This is a genomic window from Pseudomonas sp. P42, from assembly GCF_017973755.1.
Classification (GTDB): Bacteria; Pseudomonadota; Gammaproteobacteria; order Pseudomonadales; family Pseudomonadaceae; genus Aquipseudomonas; species Aquipseudomonas iridis.
Genome location: NZ_JACOPU010000005.1, coordinates 590,150 through 610,328 on the forward strand (window position 1 = coordinate 590,150; position 20,179 = coordinate 610,328).

Genomic DNA, 20,179 nt, shown 5'->3' on the forward strand with positions numbered 1-20,179 from the left:
GAGTGGTGATGAAAGCAATGATTGCAGGTGTCTGTTTGCTGATGCTCGGTGGCTGTGCCAACACCGGGCAAAACCCGTGGCAAGCGCTGACCAGTAACGCCAGTTGCGCCAAGTTGAGTTCCGATCAACAGCTATCGCTGAACCTTGCCGATGACATGGCCAACGATGGCAAGTTGCACGCCAGCCTCGCCAACCTGCAAAGCCTGCCGGACAACATCGCGGATGTGCGTCTGCGCAAGGCCAAGGCGTATCGCTTGCTCGGTCGCAGCGAGGCCGAGCCTTTGTATCGCAGCCTGCTCGGTTCATGTCTGGCCGCCGAAGCCGAACATGGCTTGGGCCAATTGGCAGCGGCCAGGTCCGACTACGGCCAGGCGCAGGCGCACTTGCAACGCGCTGCACGCCTGGCGCCGACTGACGAAAAAATCCGTAACGATCTGGGGGTGGTTTACCTCAACCAGTTGCGCATTGAAGACGCACGCTTCGAATTCCTCACCGCCATGGAGCTCAAGCAGAGCGATCAGTTGGCGGCGCTGAACCTGGTGACGCTGTTGCTGTATCAGGACGACTGGAACCGCGCCGCCGAACTGGTCAGCCGTCTCGGTCTGAGCCCTGCGCAGTTCAGCGAAGCCCAGGGCCGCGCGGAAAAACTCAAAGTGCCGAGTCCGGCCACCGCCGCCGTCACGGCGATGCTCAAGTAAGGAGACCGCGATGAAAGCTGCCATTTTGTTTGTTGGCCTGCTGGCACTGCCGCTGACCAGCCACGCCATCGATGCCGGTCCGGCCTCGGCCCAGCAACAGGAAACCGAAGGCTGGCTACTGCTGCAAAGCCGCAACAAGGTTGCCTCGCCGACGGTGCAAACCCAGACGCCGACCGAGCGTGAACTGGCCATGCAGCGCTGGCTGAAAAGCTACCTGCATGAGATTCCGCAGTATTTCGATCAGGACGAGGGCGGGGAGGTCGACAGCGGATCGGGGGGCTGATCGGGTCGGCAGGTTCACCGCGTTATCGTTCATCGCTGGCAAGCCAGCTCCCACAGGTTCTGCATCTGTCTTGAAATGGCATATGACCCTGTGGGAGCGGGCTTGCCCGCGATGAGGCCAGTTCAGCCAACTCGTCATTGTCAGTTGTTTAAACATGTGTGGGATTTTCGGAACCCTCCCACAAGGTTTTCAGGTTGTCCGTCGGACGTGCGCTCACTAGTCTTGGGGTGTCGCTGACGTCTCAGCGATCGGGTGTGAGAACCCGGCAACTTATGGTCATTCAGTATCTGTGCACGCATAATCGCCGCCAGCTTATCCGCTGTCTGTATGCGTCATGGCGGCTGTGTGCGGGCAGACTTCGGTCTGGCCGGGTGTCCATAACCGGTATTCTCACCCCGCACATAGCTGCCACCTTCTTGCCCCGTGAGAATGGCAAAGGGTGGCACTGAGACAGTGGAGAATTGTTTTAATGGACAAGCTGATTCCCGATCCCCCCCTCGAAACCCCCACCCCACTTGCCGACGCCATTCGCGTCGATGAGCAGACGAAAAACCGCGAAGCCATAAAGCGTGCGCTGGATTTCAACCTCTGCCCCGATCCCGTCAAACCGCGCCAGCCGAGCACGATGCTCCTCGTCAACCCGAGCGTCGATACCGAAAGCCTGCTCGCCCACGCCTGCGAATCGCTGGCCAGTGCCAGCGCGGCGGCCAGCAACTTCGCCAATGAACTGAGCGGCTTGCAGCGCAGCACGGTGCTGGGCATCCAGCAGATCATCATGCTCGCCGAACTGGCGGTGAACCGGGCGCTGGATCGGGTCGATCCGCAAACCTGATCTCGAGCGAAAACCGCGTCATCGTTCATCGCTGGCAGGCCAACTCCAGCAGGATCGGCGCTGATATGAGACTGGCGCATGACCTGTGGGAGCTGGCTTGCCAGCGATGGCGGTCTGTCAGCCCCGCAAATGGGGCTGCCCCCTACAACTGATAACTGAAGCTGATGCTGTACCGCGGTTTGCGATTGAAGGTGTCCAGTGCCTCATCGGACATCGCCTTCGCCGCCTCCAACGCGATGTTGTAGTACTTGGCGTCACCAAACCTTAACCCGATCGCTGCCGATGACAGGTTGTTGGCCTGCACCGGCAGGTCATTGAACCAACTGCGTGAGCGATCGAGTACTACGTACGGTTGCAGGATGCGCACCCAGTTGCCTTCACGGTTGAAGCTGTAGTTGACCTCGTAAGCGACCCCCCAACCCTTGTCGCCGGACGCCTGGTCATCGGGATAACCGCGACCGAAATTCTGTCCGCCGAACACCGCGCGCTCGCTGTCGGGCAGGGTGTCGTCGCTCCAGTACAACGCCGCCGATAGCACGCCTTGCCAGTTGTCGAAGAACTTGTCGCTCTGCACGCCGGAGAGTCGCGCGCGGAAGAAGTCCAGGTCGATGTCGTCGAAGTTGGTATGCGCGCCCAGGCTGTCGAAACCCTGATAGACGCCAGCGCTGAGGATGCGCAATTGGCGGGCATCGGCCTTGCGCCAGTCGCCTTCGAAGGCGAGGGCGCGGATGTCGGTGCGAAACTCCGTGCTGAACGGAAAGTTGATGCCGTCGTAGCGGGTCTTGTCGTCGACCGCGTACAGGCGCGAGCCGGCAGTCAGCAGTTCGTTGGCGGAGGCAATCAACGGCACGCTGAAGCCGATCGAGTAACGGTCGTTTTCGCGGTGGGTATCGAGGCGGCCGCCATTGTTGACCAGCACCTCGGTGCCGGGGTCAGCGCGATAACGCGAGGCCGACAGATTCAGTTGTGTGCCTTCAGCATCGAGGAACTGGCTGTAGTCGAGGCGATAGTAACGTTCGTGGTCATCCCCCGGCGGGAACAGGCCGCTGAGGGTCAGTTGCTCGCCCATGGACGTCTGCGAATTGCTGCTGACACCGAGCAACGCTTGCGTGCCGTTACGGTTGTTTTCGGTGGCGCTCAGCGTACTGGTGAACGGTTTGCGGCTGGCCTCGGCGATCAGCGTCGTAGCGCCGTCAGTGGTGCCGGGCGGCGGCACCTGGGCCTGAATCGTCACGCCGGGGATGCGCGTCATCAGCGTGGTGTAGCGCTCGAAGGTCTTGCGGGTCAGCGGCCGTTCGGCCTGGATTTTCGCCGCCAGTTTGTCGAGCAGGCCTTTGACCCGACCGACATCGCCCTGCATCTGCACATCGCGAACGTAGCCTTCGACCAGCACCACTCGCGCCACGCCGTCGTCGAAATTCTGTTGCGGCAGGAAGGCGTAGGACAACAGATAGCCGTCCTGTTGATAGCGTCGGGTGATGTTGCGCGTGGCTTCGATCAGGTCGGCCAGGCGGGTCTGGCGGCCGATCAACGGCTTGTAGACTTCGGCCAGTTCGTTGAGCGGATAAATCGTCCCGCCTTCGATCTGCACGGTCCTCAGATTGATCCTGGTCTCCATTTGCAACGGTTGCGCGGCAGCGCCGGGGTCAGGCACTTCCAGCGGCTTGGCGCTCGGGCGATAAGCGTCGGCCGGCAGGTTGGGCACGGGCAGGTTGCGGATGGTTTCGTTGCTATTGAGAAAGCTGGGCAGGGTGTCGGCGAGGGCGGCGGAACTGAGACTGAGGCACAGCAGGGATGCCATAACGCGCATAGGACACTCCATGGTCAGAACACAGCAAGGGGCTGGTTTTTCCTAAGAAAAAAGCGGAAGACTCGTGGGAATCTTCCGCCCTCAACCAAGCGTAGGCGCTGTAGGTAAGGCCGTCGAATCGGCCAGGTGCAATTTAGCGTTTATTGCCTCCCAAAGTGCCGGTCAGACCACCGAGCACACCGCCCAGCCCACCACTTGTGGTGCCGCCGCCGGTGGTGCCTGCACCGGCACCGCCACTGACCAGCCCACCGACGGCGCCGACGGTAGCCCCCACGTTGTTGACCAGACCTCCGACGGCTGTAGTGACCGGGTTGTTGGTGGCAGCGATCGTGTTGCCGATGTTGCTGACTGCGCCGCCGACCTGGGTGGTGAGACCGGCCACAGGTGCGGAGATACCGGTGGTGGCGCCGACATTTTGGGTCAGGCTGGTGACAGCGCTGGTAACCGGGTTCAGACCAGCACCCACGGTGGCGCCGACGGTAGCCAGTGCTGAAGTCGGAGCGGTGATCGGTGTGCCCGATCCGCCAAGTGCAGTGTTGAGCGAAGCGATGGTATTACCCAAACCACCCGCCGCGACACCACCTGCACTGACCACGCCGTTGGTGCTGCCGGCATTCAAGCCTGCGCCGACGTTGGCCACTGCGCCGCCGACGGTTTGCAGCAGGCCAGTGCCGGCCAGAGCGCCGCCGACCCCACCGACACCACCGCCACCGACACTGCCGCCACTGATAGCGCCACCGACAGCCACGACCGCGCCGCCGACACCACTGACAGCGCCGCCTACGGCACTGCCGGCACCGCCTATGCCACTGACAGCCCCACCGATACCCGCGACAGCGCCGCCTACGGCACTGCCGGCACCGCCTATGCCACTGACAGCCCCACCGATACCCGAGACAGCGCCGCCTACGGCACTGCCGGCACCACCTATGCCACCGACAGCCCCACCGATACCCGCGACAGCGCCGCCGACACCACTGACCGCCCCACCCACAGCACCGCCGATACCCCCGACACCGCCGATACCACCGGTACCCGAGCCGGTGCCGTTGGACACCAGGCCACCGGCCTTGCCCACGGCTGTGCCGGTATTGCTCAGCGCACCGCCGAGGGTGTTGGTCAAGGCATTGCCATGACCGGCGTCGGTGACTTTGCCGCCCAAGCCATTCACCGCGCCGCCGACTTGCGAGATCACACCTTTGAGCGGAGTGCCAAGGCCGGTGGCGCTTCCGATTTTGTCCGTAGTACTTTCAACCATGGCGATCACCGGCACCAGTTTGCCGCCGACGGAGTTGGTCAGTTGGCTGGTTGGGCCGGTACTGAGTGTTGTGTTCAATGTGTCGCCGAGCATCGTGACTTTCTCGCCGACGCCATCGAGCAACGGAGCCACTTTGGTGACCACGCCGCCGACCACCGGGACACGATTGGTTGCGGTCGCCAGTTTGCCGCTCAGATCGGAGACGCCGTCACCGACATCCTGCACAACGCCGCCGACTGAAGAGACGGTGGTGGTCAGGCCTTTTGGATCAGTCGCCAGTTTACCGATGCCATTGGTTACGCCATCACCCAGTGTGGTGACGACGTTGCCAGCGGTGTTGGCCGCGCTCTGCACTACGCCGCCGACGACTGGCACGCCGCTCAGAGAGTCGCCAATCTGGCCGACACCATCGCCGACGCCGCTGACTGTTTTACCGACATCCTGCACGAGGGTGGTGGTCACCAGCGCTGGTGGGGGATTAGTCGGGTTGGTTGGATCTGTCGGGTTCGTTGGATTGGTTGGATCTGTCGGGTTTGTCGGATTTGTCGGATTGGTAGGATTAGTGCCGCCGGTGCCACCCGTGCCCCCGGTCCCACCCGTGCCGGCGGTATCACCGGGTCCGCCAGTGCCACCTGTGCCTCCGGTATTGCCAGTGCCGCCAGTGCCGCCTGTGCCTCCGGTATTGCCAGTGCCTCCTGTGCCGCCTGTGCCGCCTGTGCCTCCGGTATTGCCAGTGCCGCCTGTGCCGGCTGTGCCTCCGGTATTGCCAGTGCCGCCAGTGCCGCCTGTGCCTCCGGTATCGCCAGTGCCGCCAGTGCCACCCGTTCCGGCGGTGTCACCTGTTCCACCCGTTCCACCAGTCCCATCGGTGCCAGCGGTGCTGCCCGACGAAGAGCTGCCGGGAGTGCTCTTGTGACCGCCACCGCCGCTGCTGCAACCGGTGAGGCCGAGGGAAAGCATCAATGCCAGAGCGATTGCCGATTTGCACCACACGTTTTGAGTTTTCATGATCGTATTCCTTGCACCAGTCACAACGTTCGTTGTCTTCGATGGCTCGCCGATCTGCTGTCGGTGATGCCTCGTCCGTTGTGTCAATCTCAGTCCGGGGGCAGGGTTCGCACCATTCTCAAGTTGGTATTAACGCCTTTATATATAAGGTGCTGTTCAGCGCCTAAGGACTAATACCCACGATATAAACGCACAAAAAAAAGCCTTGAAAATCAAGGCTGGGTGTTTGTCGGAGTGGGGGGCAGAGCGCGGAAAAACTTAAGTGATATATACACAATTTACAGGCTTGCCCCCCGACGCGATCGCAATGGCATTCAGGCAATCGGCTGCCAACTACCCACCATGTGCTCAAGGTCCCCCGCGCCCACCAGTCGCAATTGGCCGCTGGACCCTGCCTCGCTCGCGAGCAATGTCACCTCACTCGGCAACCGCACCGGTTTGCGAAAGTGCACGGTGACTTCCAAATTGGCCTTGGGCAAATGATCCGCCAATGCCGCGAGTGTGCGTGCCTTGTTCCACAAACCATGGGCAATGGCCGTGGGGAAACCGAACAGCTTGGCGCTGGCCGCACTCAAGTGAATCGGGTTGTAGTCACCGGACACCTTGGCGTATTGCCGGCCGATGTCTGCCGGTGCCTTCCAGTGCGTCACTTCAGTCAGCGCTTGCGACGGTTCCCAGTGCTGCTCGACGGCCTCACCGTCGAGTTTCACACCGCGACAGAGCATCTGGCTTTCGGCTTCCCACAGCGGTCCGAGCTGATCGTCCAGGGTGGTCAACAGATCGAACGTCGCCCCTTTGGGATGCGGTTGCAGGTTGTGCACGCGCACGCTGACTTGCGCCCGACTGATCCCGCCCATTGGCCGCAGCACGCGAATGCGGTTGCTCAAATGAATCAACCCCAGCAGGGGAAACGGAAAGTCCTTGGCCGTCAGCAATTGCATCTGCAAGGCAAACGCGAGGATGTGTGGATAAGTCGGCGGCAGCAGACCATCGTCGTTAAAACCGCAGACCTTGCGATAGTCCGCCAGCCGTTTGCCGTCGACATCGACCCAGCAGCGCAAACCACTGTCGGGCAGTTGCGTGCCGGTGATTTTGCGTCGTGTCGCGGCCCGCGCGTACAGCCCGGGGAGACTCGGTTCGCGGTCCAGCGTGTGCCATTCGATGCTCATGCCTATGCCCCCAGAACACTTTGCCCACAGACGCGCAGCGCCTGCCCGGTGAACGCGCCGGTGCCCGGTTGCGCCAGCCACGCCACGGCTTCGGCGACGTCCTGCGGCAAGCCGCCCTGGCCCAGCGAACTCATGCGTCGGCCGGCTTCACGCAGGCCAAACGGGATGTGTGCGGTCATCTGGGTTTCGATAAAACCCGGGGCCACGGCGTTGATGCTGATGCCGCGCTCCTGCAACGTCGGAGCCCAGGCCTGCGCGAGGCCGATCAAACCGGCCTTGCTCGCGGCATAGTTGGTTTGCCCGCGATTGCCGGCGATGCCGCTGATCGAGGCCAGCAGGACCACCCGCGCATCGTCATGCAGGGTGCCGCTGTCGAGCAGGGCCTTGGTCAGTACTTGCGGGGCGTTGAGGTTGACCGCCAGCACCGCGTCCCAGAATTCCGGGGTCATGTTGGCCAGGGTCTTGTCGCGGGTGATCCCGGCGTTGTGCACCAGAATGTCGAGGCCGTCCGGCAACTGTTCGATCAACTGCGCGGCGGCGTCTTCGGCGCAGATATCGAGGGTGATGCTGCGAGCACCCAGGCGTGCGGCGAGGGCTTCCAGATCGGACTTGGCCGGTGGCACGTCGAGCAGGATGACGTCAGCGCCATCGCGCGCGAGGGTCTCGGCAATCGATGCGCCAATCCCGCGCGCCGCACCGGTGACCAACGCCTTGCGTCCGGCGAGTGGCCGCGTCCAGTCGGTCACCTGTTTTTCGCACGCGGTCAGGCGAATCACTTGTCCGGAGACAAAGGCGCTTTTGGGCGAAAGAAAAAACCGCAGCGGCCCTTCCAGTTGATCCTCGGCGCCTTCGCCGACATAGATCAGTTGCAGCGTGCCGCCGCTGCGCAATTCCTTGGCCAGCGAACGGGAGAAACCTTCCAGTGCACGTTGGGCGCTGGCCACGAACGGATCGCGCAAGCCTTCCGGCGCCCGGCCAAGAATGACCAGATGGGCGCTGTGCTCGAGGTTTTTCATCAGGGGCTGAAAGAACTCGCGCAGCTGTTTGAGCTGGTCGGTGTGCTGCAAGTCACTGGCGTCGAACACCACGGCTTTGAGTTTTGGGCCAAGGCCCGGAATCCACTCAGTGGCCTTCGCCGGTTGCTCGCCGTAGCGGTAAATCCCCTCGGTCAGACGGTTGGCGAAAGCACTGATGCGTTCCGTCAGCGGGCCACCCCCGATCAGCAGCGCACCGTCCACCGGCCGCAGGCGCCCGGCCTGCCAGCGTTCCAGTCGCACCGGCGACGGCAGGCCCAAAGCCCCGACCAGGCGATGGCCGATGGACGAGTTGGCGAAGTCGATATACCGGTCAGACATGGAACGCTCTCCAGAAGTTGGGGTTCAAAGTGTGGACTGCCCAAGGCAATCAATCGTTCGATCCACGCAATAAGGCCTACGCTAGAACAGCAGAGTAGACCAACGCCTCTGTAGAAGCTGGCATGCCAGCTCCTACAGAAAGCTATGTGAATCTGGAAATCCAGACAGGAGCTTTTCATGAGTCAGCTGCGCCGCGTCGCGATCATCGGCGGTAACCGTATTCCCTTCGCCCGTTCCAATGGCCCTTACGCCGCGGCCAGTAATCAGGCGATGCTCACCGCAGCCCTTGAAGGCCTGATCGAACGCTACAACCTGCATGGCCAGCGCATTGGCGAAGTGGTGGCGGGCGCGGTGCTTAAATTGTCACGGGATATGAATCTGACCCGCGAATGCGTGCTCGGCTCACGCTTGTCACCAGCCACCCCGGCCTATGACATCCAGCAAGCCTGCGGCACGGGGCTCGAAGCGGCGTTGCTGGTGGCCAATAAAATCGCCATCGGCCAGATCGATTGCGGCATTGCCGGCGGTGTCGACACCACTTCCGACGCGCCGATCAGCGTCAGCGAAGGCCTGCGCAAAATCCTCCTGCAAGCCAACCGCGCGAAGACCACCGGCGAAAAACTGAAAACGTTTCTGCAACTGCGCCCGCAACACCTGATCCCGGAGTTTCCGCGCAACGGCGAAGCGCGCACGGGCCTGTCGATGGGCCAACACTGCGAGTTGATGGCGCAGACCTGGAATATTGCTCGCGAAGATCAAGATCAATTGGCCCTCGAAAGTCATCACAAACTGGCCGCGTCTTATGGCGAAGGCTGGCACAACGATCTGATGACGCCGTTCCTCGGCCTGACCCGTGACAACAACCTTCGCCCGGATTTGACCCTGGAAAAACTCGCCGCGCTGAAACCGGCGTTCGAAAAAAGCGCCAAAGGCACGCTGACGGCGGGTAATTCCACACCCCTCACGGACGGTGCGTCGGTGGTGCTGCTTGGCAGTGAGGAATGGGCGAAGGAGCGTGGCTTGCCGATCCTGGCCTACCTGCGCGATGGCGAAGCGGCGGCGGTGGACTTCGTCAACGGCGCCGAAGGCCTGCTGATGGCGCCGGTGTACGCGGTACCCCGGTTGCTGGCGCGCAACGGCCTGAGCTTGCAGGATTTCGACTATTACGAAATTCATGAGGCGTTCGCCGCGCAGGTTTTGTGTACGCTCAAGGCCTGGGAAGATCCCGAGTACTGCAAAACCCGTCTGGGGCTCGATGCGCCGCTGGGTTCTATCGACCGCAGTCGCCTCAACGTCAAAGGCAGCTCACTGGCGGCGGGGCATCCGTTTGCCGCAACCGGCGGGCGGATTGTCGCGAATCTGGCGAAGTTGCTGGATGCGGCGGGGCAGGGAAGAGGATTGATTTCGATCTGCGCGGCGGGGGGGCAAGGTGTTACTGCGATTATCGAGCGCTAGAAGAGCCCCTCACCCAAGCCCTCTTCCTCCGGGAGAGGGCTTGAACACGCGATGTCAGATTCTGTCGCAAATGCCCTCAACACCGTTTACGAACATTTACCACCGGCTCAGCTATGATTCGCTGCGGTCGATTTTTCGGCACAGTGTGTGCATTCATGAGGTTCACAGGTCGGCAACCCCTCCCCGAAGCGCGAGGATTGCCGTATAACGAGTGACATTCGCGTGTTTGGTAATAAAGGACCCACAATAAAAGCTGATGAAGACTCCAAAACGCATTGAACCCCTGATCGAAGACGGTCTGGTCGACGAAGTGCTGCGCCCACTGATGAGTGGTAAAGAAGCAGCTGTTTATGTGGTGCGCTGCGGCAATCAGTTACGTTGCGCAAAGGTCTACAAGGAGGCGAACAAACGCAGTTTCCGCCAGGCGTCCGAGTATCAGGAAGGTCGCAAGGTTCGCAACAGCCGACAGGCTCGAGCGATGGCCAAAGGCTCGAAGTTCGGCAAGAAAGAAACCGAAGACGCCTGGCAGAACGCTGAGGTCGCCGCGCTGTTCCGGCTGGCCGGCGCTGGCGTTCGGGTGCCGCAACCGTACGACTTCCTTGAAGGCGTGCTGTTGATGGAGCTGGTGGCCGACGAGTACGGCGATGCCGCGCCGCGTCTGAACGACGTGGTGCTGGAGCCGGATCAGGCGCGCGAGTATCACGCGTTCCTGATTTCGCAGATCGTGCTGATGTTGTGTACCGGTCTGGTGCACGGTGACCTCTCGGAGTTCAACGTGCTGCTGACGCCAACCGGCCCGGTGATCATCGATCTGCCGCAGGCAGTGGACGCGGCGGGCAACAACCACGCGTTCAGCATGCTCGAGCGTGACGTTGGCAACATGGCTTCTTACTTCGGTCGCTTTGCCCCGGAGTTGAAGAAGACCAAATACGCCAAGGAAATGTGGGCATTGTACGAAGCCGGCACCTTGCACCCGGCCAGCGTGCTGACCGGTGAGTTCGACGATCCGGAAGAGCAGGCGGATGTTGGCGGCATTCTGCGCGAGATCGAAGCGGCGCGACTCGATGAGGAGCGCAAGCAAGCGATTCGTGCGGCGGATGACGAGCCGAAGGGCAAGTCGGACGAGCCACCGCCTCCCCCGTGGATGCAGTGATTGCTTGAACAGAAACCCGGCTTCGGCCGGGTTTTTTGTGGGTGTGAATCGCCCTCACCCCAGCCCTCTCCCGGAGGGAGAGGGAGCCGATCTCTACAGTTTTCAAAACCTGAGTTCAACTCGATATCCCACGTCGGCGTATCCTGCCAAACAACTCGGTCAGTCCCCTCTCCCTCCGGGAGAGGGTTAGGGTGAGGGGCTTCTAGATCCTGACAAATTCGCGTCTACTGTCCACCGCTCCAACCCACACTCAAGGACTGAATGTGACCACCACCCGCAACGCCCATCTGATCATCACGGCCCGGCTGATCTCCGATTTCGGCGCCTTCCTCAACATGGTTGCGCTGGCTACCTACGTCTATCTGCTCAGCAACAGCGCCATGAGCGTGGGGATTTTCCTTGCGAGCCGCGTGGGGGGCGGGATTTTTGCCAGTCTGATCGGCACGCGTTTTTATAGACGCTGGAGCGGCCGTCTGCCGCTGATCGCGTTTGATCTGTTGCGCGCCGGCGTGCTCGGATTGTTGCTGATCGTGCCGGTCAGTCAGCAAGCATTGCTGTTGCCGGTGATTGCCTTCGCTCTGGGCTTGGGCAATTCGATGTTTGCCATCGGTCTCAACAGTCAGTTACCACGGCTGATCGAGCCGTCGCAGTTATTGAGGACCAACGCCTGGATCACCTCGGCTTCTTCCGCAGCCATGGTAGGTGGCAGCCTGGTCTCAGGGTTGCTGGTGGCGGGGTTTGGTTTCGAAACGGTATTTGCCCTGAACGCACTGACCTATTTGCTGGCGGCGTTGATGATAGTGCCGCTGCGTTTCGCACCTGCGACTGTCAATCCAGCGCCCGAGCGCGGCGAGTGGTCGGCACTCAAGCAAGGTTTGCGCAGTGCTCCGGTGATTGCGGCGATGCTCGCAGTGACGATGGCCGACACCTTGGGCAGCGCCGCGCATAACGTCGGATTCCCGATCATTTCCAAACTGCTGTCACCGGATTCAGCGAGCACAACACTGGGCCTGATGCTGGCGGTGTGGGCCAGTGGCAAACTGCTCGGCGCGCGGATCGCCAGCCGTTTGAAAGACTCGGACAACATTCATCTGGAGCGTCGGTTTTTCTTCGGGGTGGCGTTGATGTCCTGCGGTTTTATCCTGATGTTCCAGCAGCACAGCCTGTATGGACTGCTGTTGTTTTCGTTGCCGGCGGGGCTGGGTGACGGCTTCTCCGAGGTCGGTCTGATGTCGCGCCTGCAACGCGAGCCCGAGCATTTGCGCCTGCCGATTTTCAGCTTTTTGACGTTACTGCAGATGACCGGGTTCGGCGTCGGCATGCTGATCGCCGCACCGTTTTACGCATGGTGGACGCCGGGTGCCGTGGTCATGTTGTTCCACGGCATTCCACTCGGCACGTTGCTGACGGTGAAGGGTCTGGCGCTCAGGCGCGGGCGGATTGCGCGCAGCAGCCCGACGCCAGTTCCTTGAGGATCGGGCAGTCGGGGCGATGATCGCCCTGACAGTGCTCGACCAGGTCCTGCAACGTGTCGCGCAACTGGCCGAGCTCGCGGATCTTCTGGTTCAGCTCGTCGATGTGCTGACGCGCCAGCGCCTTCACATCGGCGCTGGCTCGTTGACGATCCTGCCAGAGCGTCAGTAGCTTGCCGACTTCTTCCAGTGAAAAACCGAGGTCTCGCGAACGCTTGATGAAGGCCAGTGTGTGCAAGTCATCAGCGCCGTAGACCCGGTAGCCGCTGTCGGTGCGATGGGCTGCTTTGAGCAGGCCGGTCGACTCGTAATAGCGAATCATTTTCGCGCTCAGGCCACTTTGCCTGGCCGCTTGGCCGATGTTCATCGATGCTCCTCCAGATCCTTGGGTTTCCAGGTTTTCAACAGTAGCGCATTGCTCACTACGCTGACGCTCGACAGTGCCATCGCCGCGCCGGCCAGCACCGGGTTAAGAAAGCCGAACGCCGCCAGCGGAATGCCGATCAGGTTGTAGACGAAGGCCCAGAACAGGTTCTGGCGAATCTTCGCGTAAGTCTTGCGGCTGATTTCCAGTGCCGCCGGCACCAGCCGTGGATCACCGCGCATCAGCGTAATGCCCGCGGCGTGCATGGCGACGTCGGTGCCGCCGCCCATGGCAATGCCGATGTCGGCCGCCGCGAGTGCCGGGGCGTCGTTGATACCATCGCCGACCATCGCCACGACGCCGGTTTTTTTCAGTTCGGTGACGGTGGCGGCTTTGTCGGCAGGCAGAACTTCGGCGTGGACGTTGTCGATGCCCAAAGCCTCAGCCACCACGCGCGCGCTGCCTCGGTTATCGCCGGTCAGCAAATGGCTGTGGATATTCCGTGCGGCCAGTTGTTGCACCGCCTCCAGCGCACCGGGCTTCAAGGTGTCACCGAACGCGAACAAGCCAAGCACACCGGGCTCGGGGCTTTGTTCGATCAGCCACGAAAGCGTACGGCCCTCGGCTTCCCAGGTCTTCGCTGACTCAGCCAGGTCACCTGCGCTCAGGCCACTTTCTTCGAGCATTCGCCGATTGCCCAATGCCAGACGCCGACCGTCGAGATTGCCGGCGATGCCACGACCGGTCAGCGACTGGCTATCGCTGACGTCCGGCACGCTCAAGTTGCGTTCAGCGGCGGCGTCGAGCACCGCTGTGGCCAACGGGTGTTCACTGCCGCGTTGCAGGGCGCCGGCCAGTTGCAGCAGATTATCTTCATGACCGTCGACGGCACTGAAGTGCGCGATGCGCGGCGTGCCGGAGGTCAGCGTGCCGGTTTTGTCGAACACCACGCTACTGACTTCATGGGCGCGTTCCAGGGCTTCGGCGTCCTTGATCAGAATGCCGTGGCGCGCGGCCACGCCGGTACCGGCCATGATCGCGGTGGGTGTGGCGAGGCCGAGGGCGCAGGGGCAGGCGATCACCAATACCGCGACGGCGTTGATCAGCGCTGTCTCCAGCGGCGCGCCGTACAGCCACCAGCCGACCAGTGTCGCCAAGGCCAATACCAGCACGGTCGGGACGAATACCTGGCTGACTTTATCCACCAGTTTCTGGATCGGTGCTTTCGCCGCTTGGGCGTCTTCTACCAGGCGAATGATGCGCGCCAGCACGCTTTCCGCGCCGAGGGCGGTGGTGCGCACCAGCAGCCGGCCTTCACCGTTGATGGCGCCGCCGGTAACGTTGTCGCCGGGCTGTTTCGGCACCGGCAGGCTCTCGCCGCTGATCAAGGCTTCGTCAGCGTGGCTTTGGCCTTCCAGCACTTCGCCGTCGACCGGGAAGCGCTCGCCGGGTTTGACCAACACCCGATCGTCGAGGCGCAGCGCGCTAATGGCGACATCCTGTTCGCGGCCGTCAATCACTTGGATCGCCCGCTCCGGACGCAAGGCTTCGAGGGCGCGGATGGCGCTGGCGGTCTGGCGTTTGGCGCGGCTTTCCAGATATTTGCCGAGCAGGACCAGTGCGATGACCACCGCCGACGCTTCGAAATACAGGTGCGGCATGCGCCCGGCGGCGGTGGCCCATTCGTAGAGACTCAAACCGTAACCGGCGCTGGTGCCGAGGGCGACCAGCAAGTCCATGTTGCCGGCCCCGGCGCGCAAGGCTTTCCACGCCGCCACGTAAAACCGCGCGCCGAAGATGAATTGCACGGGCGTGGCGAGGGCAAACTGCGCCCAGGCCGGGAGCATCCAATGGATGCCGAACGGTTGCAGCAACATCGGCAACACCAGCGGCAAGGCCAGGGCGATGGCGCAGATCAGTGCCCAGCGCTCACGTTGCAGACGCTGTTGCTGGTTATCGCTTTGAGGGTGTTCGGCTTGCCAGACGCTGGCGTCGTAACCGGCCTTGCTCACCGCGTCGAGCAGGACCTGCGGATCGATTTGACCGAGCAATTGGAGGTGAGCGCGTTCGTTGGCCAGATTGACGCTGACGCTTTTCACCCCGGGGACTTTGTTCAGGGCGCGCTCGACACGACCGACGCAGGACGCGCAGGTCATGCCGTCGATGTTCAATTCGAGGGTCTGTTGCGGCACGCTGTAACCGGCACGTTCAATGGCGTCCATCAACGCCGGCAGACTGTCCCCAGGCGCCTTCACGCGGGCCTGTTCGGTGGCGAGGTTGACGCTGACGGCACTGGCGCCGCTGACTTTACTCAAGGCACGTTCGACACGCCCGGCGCAACTGGCGCAGGTCATGCCGGCAATCGGCAGATCGAAAGTGATGGATTCGGACATCGTTCACGCTCCCTGTAGAAGTTGCCTACAGGATCAACCTTGCCATGCGGGCAAGGTCAAGCGCCAATCTTGATGTGGTCGCAAAACCAAAATGTGGGAGCGAGCCTGCTCGCGAAGGCGTCATGTCAGTCAATATCGTGCTGCATGACACACCGCTTTCGCGAGCAGGCTCGCTCCCACATGAGTTTGCTTAGTAACCGAGGTCGGCGCGCTTGAGGTACATACCTTCCTGCGTCATCGCGATTCGGTACTTCTGGATTTCACCGGACTGCAATTTGATTTCCTGCGAGCCCGGCGCCAGCAATCCCGGACTGCAACCGACGACTTGCCCCGGCAGCAATTTCAGGCGCAACGACACGGTGCCTGGCGGCAGGTTGAACGAGGCACTTTGTTCCTGGAACAGCCGCGCCGACAGTTGATCCTGGATGTACACGCCGATTTCGCAGGAGGTCGCTACTTCAAGACGCTCGCGGGAAATGATCAGCACGCCATAGTCTTCACCTGCGGCGTGCACCGAAGGGATGGCGGCAAAGAGGCCGAGAAAGCCCAACAGGCTGAAAGCTGACCAGCGCATGGCTGAATCTCCTGAATTCATAACATTGATGTATGCAGCTTGGCCGAGCGCGACGCCGATTGCCAGCCCGGCAGTTTATTCAAGAACTTGACCTTGCCATCGTGGCAAGCTCGAAACTGCCGGCAATCTCACTGAAGGAGTCATCCCATGCAAGTGTTCAATGTTCAAGGCATGTCCTGCGGTCACTGCGTCAAAGCCGTCACTCAAGCCGTCCAGGCAAAGGATCCGGCGGCCAGTGTGCGCGTTGACCTGGCCGCAAAAGAGGTCGGCGTCGAAAGTACATTGAGTGCCGAGCAGGTCATCGAGATCATCAGCGAAGAAGGTTACGCGGTAAAACTCGCCTGATTGTTCTTAACTGAAAAAAGCCAAAGATCGCAGCCTTCGGCAACGCCTACAAGAGCAAAGCAAATCCCCTGTAGAAGCTGCCGAAGGCTGCGATCTCTTGATTTTCTGATCCTCGGTTTTGAATTGTTAGCCAGCTATCGGAATGTTCAAGGCGTCCATGCCCGGCTAGACTGTCGGGCTGCCGACCTGCCAACGTGGATGCCTGATGAACTTTCGTACCATTCTGATTCTCGGAGCCCTGACCGCTTTCGGTCCGTTGGCGATCGACTTCTATTTACCTGCATTTCCGTCGATGGCGCTCGCGTTCGGCACCGACGATAAACATGTGCAGATGACGTTGGCAGCGTATTTTCTCGGTCTGTCCATCGGCCAGCTGGCTTACGGCCCGGTGGCCGATCGCTTCGGTCGACGGGTTCCGTTGCTCATTGGTCTGGCGCTGTTCACGCTGGCATCACTGGCTTGCGCTTATGCACCGAACCTGGAATGGCTGATCGGCGCACGTTTCGTGCAGGCGTTGGGCGGTTGTGCGGGGATGGTGATCGCCCGGGCGGTGGTCAGCGATAAATGCGACGCCGTGGGTTCGGCGAAAGTCTTCTCGCAGTTGATGCTGGTGATGGGCCTGGCGCCGATATTGGCGCCGATGCTCGGCGGGCTGTTGGTCAACACCACGGGTTGGCAGTCGATCTTTTTGGTGCTGACCGGGTTCAGCGCGTTGGCAGGTCTGGCCGTGGCGCTCGGTCTGCCGGAAAGTATGCCCGCGGACATGCCGCGCCAGCCGCTGTCCGGTGCACTGCGCCAGTATGGACGGCTGCTGAAGGATCGGGTTTACCTCGGCCATGCCTTGACCGGCGGCATCGCCATCGCCGGAATGTTCGCTTACATTGCCGGCTCACCGTTCATCTTCATCAAACTGTATGGCGTCCCGGCCGAGCATTTCGGCTGGCTGTTCGGTACGAACGCGGCGGGGTTCATTCTGGTGGCGCAGGTCAATGCGCGGTTGTTGGCCAAGCGTGGCCCGGCGTTTCTGCTGTCGCGTGCGGTCTGGGTTTACCTGGCTGCCGGGCTGACATTGCTGGCCGTCAGCACCTTGCACACCAATGCGCTTTGGCCGTTGCTGATTCCATTGTTCATCTGCGTGTCCAGCCTCGGCTGCATCAGTCCCAACGCGGCCGCCTGCGCGATGAACGGACAGGGCGCGCGCGCCGGCAGCGCGTCGGCGTTGCTCGGTTGCATGCAATTCAGTGTCGCGGCCGGCGCTTCGGCACTGGTGGGGATATTGCACGATGGCACAGCCGTGCCGATGGCCATCGTCATCAGCATGTGCGGTTTTCTGGTGGTGAGCGTCGCGATGCTCACCCGACGTCTGCAAAATGCCCGAGCCCTGGCTCAGGCCCAAGCCGAGGCTTGAACCTCAGCCGGCCGCGCGTTGCTGGCCTTGATCGGGAATCTTGTGGGGCGCGCAGAGTCGCGCTTCGAGGGTGCGAGTGAAGGCCAGCGCTTCGGCCTCACTGCGGAATGTCACGGCGTGCTGGTCGAGTCGAACCTGCCATTGAGACTTTGCCACTTCTTTTATCAGGATCTTCATTGCTGACCTCCCTTGCGTAAAAGATGTATCGCAGAGGCTTCGATTGTAGACCTGAATACGATCGCAATTGTGACAACGGTCAAGCATCTGACTGACGGCAAAAGAAGATCGCAGGCCTTGCAGGAGCTACCTCAGGCTGCGATCTTCCGATCCTTAGAAACCTTCTAAAACAATTTTCCCCTTGGCCTTGCCGCTCTCCAGCAACTCATGCGCGCGACGCAAGTTCGCCGCATTGATCGCGCCGAAGTGCTCGCCGACGGTCGTCTTCAATGTGCCTGCATCAATCAACTCGGCCACGCGGTTGAGCAGTTTGTGCTGTTCGATCATGTCGGCTGTCTCGAACAGCGAGCGGGTGTACATGAACTCCCAGTGCAGCGAGAGGCTCTTGCGCTTGAGTTTGGTCACGTCCAGCGACTTCGGGTCGTCGATCAGCGCCAGTTTGCCTTGCGGCGCCAGGGCTTCGACCAGTTGATCCAGATGCTGATCGGTCTGGGTCAGGCTGGCGACGTGGGTGACGTGGTTGATGCCGGCGCGCTTGAGTTCTTCACTCAGCGGTTGGCTGTGGTCGATGACCAGATCCGCCCCCAGTTCGCTGACCCAGTCGCGAGTCTGTGCACGGGAGGCGGTGCCGATCACTTTGAGACCGGTCAGTTGCTTGGCCAATTGGGTGAGGATCGAACCGACGCCACCCGCCGCACCGACGATCAGCAGGCTCTGGCCATTATCGACTTGCCCTTCGCTGACTTGCAGGCGTTCGAAGAGCAGCTCCCATGCGGTAATCGCGGTCAGCGGCAGGGCCGCGGCTTCGGCGAAACCGAGGGACTTGGGCATATGGCCGACGATCCGCTCATCGACCACGTGCAGTTCGCTGTTGCCGCCCGCGCGGGCGATGGAGCCGGCGTAGAAAACCTTATCGCCAGCCTTGAACAGCGTTACCTCGCTGCCAACCGCCTTCACCACGCCGGCCACGTCCCAGCCCAGCACTTTCGCGGCCCCGCCCTCAGGCGCCGCATTCTGCCGCACCTTGGTGTCGACCGGATTGACCGAAATGGCTTTGACCTCCACCAGCAAATCACGCGGGCCGGCTACTGGCTCAGGCAGATCGATGTCTTGCAGGGATTTGGCGTCGCTGATGGGCAGTGAGGCGTAATAGGCAATGGCTTTCATTGAAGGCTCCGCACAGGTAGTAGAAGATGGTGCTGATGATTAGCTATTTCTCTGCGAGATAAAACCGGCTAAAACAGCAGTCTCTTTCAATGTTTTTTTGATAATCGAGGCTGACATGCTGCGTTTCGATGACTTGCAATTGTTCGTCCGGGCAGCGGATCTGGGCAGTTTGTCGGCGGCGGCGCGGGTGATGGACATGTCTGCGGCAGTGGCCAGCGCGGCGCTGAAACGGATCGAACAGCAACTCGGTGCGCGTCTGCTCGCCCGGTCTACGCGCAGCTTGCGCCTGACGGCCGAGGGCGAGGGCTTCCTCGAATACGCTCGGGCGGCGTTGAGCAATCTCGATGAGGGGCGACGTTTGCTGGCCAGCGGGCAGGATCAGGTCAGCGGGGTCTTGCAGCTGTCGGCGCCTTCGGACTTTGGCCGCAACCTGTTGTTGCCGTGGCTCGACGAGTTCCAGCGCGAGCACCCGAAACTGACCGTACGCTTGCTGCTCGGCGACCGCATTGCCGACCTGTTTCGCCAACCGGTGGACATTGCCCTGCGGTATGGCGAACCGGAAGATTCCAGCCTGATTGCCTTGCCGATCGCGCCGCACAACCGCCGCGTGTTGTGCGCGTCACCGGCATATCTGGCGCGGCACGGCGAACCGCGGCAACTCGAACAACTGGCCCAGCACAATTGCCTGTTATTCATGCTCGGCAGTCGGGTTCATGACCACTGGAGCTTCACTGACGGCAAGCGCGAAGTCAGCCTTACTGTCACGGGCGACCGCTTCAGTGACGACGCCGACGTGGTGCGTCTGTGGGCCGTGGCAGGTGCCGGGATTGCCTATAAATCCTGGCTGGACGTGGGCGCCGATGTTCTCGCCGGGCGCCTCAAAGTGTTGTTGCCGGAGCTGCTGTGTGAACGCGCTCCGCTGAATTTGTTGTGCGCCCATCGCGCACAATTGAGTAAGCCTGTGAACCTTTTAAAGGAGATGCTCGCCAGCCGATGCGCTGATCTCAGTAGTCAATTTCCCGCTTTCTCGAAAGTTGATCATTAGTCGCAGGTAAATAGAGAAATTTCTGTCAGGAACAATCACCACCCGTGCAGTCCGCAGCGCGGGACGGCGCGTGCATCCCGCTTATACTAGCGCCCGCCTCACGCCAGTACCGAAACCCGGCCCGAACGCCATCAATGCTGAGCTGCCCTGTTTAACTTCGGGTACTGCTGCGGTTGCGGGTTCGGTGCCGGAACATGTTGTGCCAATGGCCTG

At 61.5% G+C, this 20,179-nt stretch carries 18 protein-coding genes; 9 read left to right on the plus strand and 9 right to left on the minus strand.

Features of this window, described 5'->3' with window-relative positions; genetic code table 11:
* Positions 1–8 precede the first annotated feature (8 nt).
* The 3 genes from H8B20_RS19310 (at position 9) to H8B20_RS19320 (ending at position 1,813) form a co-directional block, all read left to right on the plus strand.
* A complete protein-coding gene (locus H8B20_RS19310; protein WP_042557501.1) occupies positions 9–698 on the plus strand; it encodes a tetratricopeptide repeat protein in 690 nt (229 codons plus the stop codon).
* A gap of 10 nt (positions 699–708) precedes the next feature.
* Complete coding sequence (locus H8B20_RS19315; protein WP_042557502.1) at positions 709–981, plus strand: DUF3613 domain-containing protein; 273 nt, start codon at positions 709–711, stop codon at positions 979–981.
* A gap of 469 nt (positions 982–1,450) precedes the next feature.
* Positions 1,451–1,813 (plus strand): DUF6124 family protein, encoded by a 363-nt coding sequence (locus H8B20_RS19320; RefSeq protein ID WP_210624218.1) that lies wholly within the window; start codon positions 1,451–1,453, stop codon positions 1,811–1,813.
* Positions 1,814–1,955: 142 nt separating this feature from the next.
* Here H8B20_RS19320 and H8B20_RS19325 read toward each other — a convergent pair whose 3' ends face one another.
* The 4 genes from H8B20_RS19325 to H8B20_RS19340 form a co-directional block, all read right to left on the minus strand.
* On the minus strand, positions 1,956–3,623 hold the full coding sequence (locus tag H8B20_RS19325) for a ShlB/FhaC/HecB family hemolysin secretion/activation protein (RefSeq protein ID WP_210624219.1): 1,668 nt from the start codon (positions 3,621–3,623) through the stop codon (positions 1,956–1,958).
* 133 nt (positions 3,624–3,756) lie between these two features.
* Positions 3,757–5,889, minus strand: coding sequence for a collagen-like triple helix repeat-containing protein (locus tag H8B20_RS19330; protein ID WP_210624220.1), 2,133 nt, complete (start codon positions 5,887–5,889; stop codon positions 3,757–3,759).
* A 314-nt stretch (positions 5,890–6,203) separates the two neighbouring features.
* Positions 6,204–7,058, minus strand: a complete 855-nt coding sequence (locus H8B20_RS19335; RefSeq protein WP_210624221.1) for a MaoC family dehydratase — start codon at positions 7,056–7,058, stop codon at positions 6,204–6,206.
* 2 nt (positions 7,059–7,060) lie between these two features.
* A complete protein-coding gene (locus tag H8B20_RS19340; RefSeq protein WP_210624222.1) occupies positions 7,061–8,413 on the minus strand; it encodes a 3-oxoacyl-ACP reductase in 1,353 nt (450 codons plus the stop codon).
* A 177-nt stretch (positions 8,414–8,590) separates the two neighbouring features.
* Here H8B20_RS19340 and H8B20_RS19345 point away from each other — a divergent pair, with 177 nt between their 5' ends.
* From H8B20_RS19345 to H8B20_RS19355, 3 genes are all read left to right on the plus strand, one after another.
* Positions 8,591–9,868: an acetyl-CoA C-acetyltransferase gene (locus tag H8B20_RS19345; RefSeq protein WP_047299623.1), complete on the plus strand. Its 1,278-nt coding sequence runs from the start codon at positions 8,591–8,593 to the stop codon at positions 9,866–9,868.
* A gap of 256 nt (positions 9,869–10,124) precedes the next feature.
* Positions 10,125–11,021, plus strand: coding sequence for a PA4780 family RIO1-like protein kinase (locus H8B20_RS19350; protein WP_042557508.1), 897 nt, complete (start codon positions 10,125–10,127; stop codon positions 11,019–11,021).
* A 263-nt stretch (positions 11,022–11,284) separates the two neighbouring features.
* On the plus strand, positions 11,285–12,493 hold the full coding sequence (locus H8B20_RS19355) for an MFS transporter (protein WP_210624223.1): 1,209 nt from the start codon (positions 11,285–11,287) through the stop codon (positions 12,491–12,493).
* Here H8B20_RS19355 and cueR read toward each other — a convergent pair.
* The 3 genes from cueR to H8B20_RS19370 form a co-directional block, all read right to left on the minus strand.
* Entirely contained in the window at positions 12,447–12,860 is a 414-nt protein-coding gene (gene cueR / locus H8B20_RS19360; RefSeq protein WP_042557510.1) for a Cu(I)-responsive transcriptional regulator, read from the minus strand. The genes H8B20_RS19355 and cueR overlap by 47 nt on opposite strands.
* The gene (locus H8B20_RS19365; protein ID WP_210624224.1) at positions 12,857–15,250 is read right to left on the minus strand and encodes a heavy metal translocating P-type ATPase; all 2,394 of its coding nucleotides are present in this window, start codon (positions 15,248–15,250) and stop codon (positions 12,857–12,859) included. The genes cueR and H8B20_RS19365 overlap by 4 nt, the downstream gene beginning before the upstream one ends.
* Positions 15,251–15,440: 190 nt before the next feature.
* Positions 15,441–15,824, minus strand: coding sequence for a hypothetical protein (locus H8B20_RS19370; RefSeq protein WP_042557512.1), 384 nt, complete (start codon positions 15,822–15,824; stop codon positions 15,441–15,443).
* Positions 15,825–15,971: 147 nt separating this feature from the next.
* Here H8B20_RS19370 and H8B20_RS19375 point away from each other — a divergent pair, with 147 nt between their 5' ends.
* Complete coding sequence (locus H8B20_RS19375; RefSeq protein WP_042557513.1) at positions 15,972–16,169, plus strand: cation transporter; 198 nt, start codon at positions 15,972–15,974, stop codon at positions 16,167–16,169.
* 205 nt (positions 16,170–16,374) lie between these two features.
* Positions 16,375–17,577, plus strand: coding sequence for a multidrug effflux MFS transporter (locus H8B20_RS19380; RefSeq protein ID WP_210624225.1), 1,203 nt, complete (start codon positions 16,375–16,377; stop codon positions 17,575–17,577).
* A 3-nt stretch (positions 17,578–17,580) separates the two neighbouring features.
* Here the strand turns inward: H8B20_RS19380 and H8B20_RS19385 are convergent, their stop codons facing one another.
* Together H8B20_RS19385 and H8B20_RS19390 are read right to left on the minus strand one after the other, a co-directional pair.
* Positions 17,581–17,754: a hypothetical protein gene (locus H8B20_RS19385; protein ID WP_164488104.1), complete on the minus strand. Its 174-nt coding sequence runs from the start codon at positions 17,752–17,754 to the stop codon at positions 17,581–17,583.
* Positions 17,755–17,907: 153 nt separating this feature from the next.
* Positions 17,908–18,921: a zinc-binding alcohol dehydrogenase family protein gene (locus tag H8B20_RS19390; RefSeq protein ID WP_210624226.1), complete on the minus strand. Its 1,014-nt coding sequence runs from the start codon at positions 18,919–18,921 to the stop codon at positions 17,908–17,910.
* 115 nt (positions 18,922–19,036) lie between these two features.
* Here H8B20_RS19390 and H8B20_RS19395 point away from each other — a divergent pair, with 115 nt between their 5' ends.
* Entirely contained in the window at positions 19,037–19,966 is a 930-nt protein-coding gene (locus H8B20_RS19395; RefSeq protein ID WP_210624227.1) for a LysR family transcriptional regulator, read from the plus strand.
* Positions 19,967–20,179 lie beyond the last annotated feature (213 nt).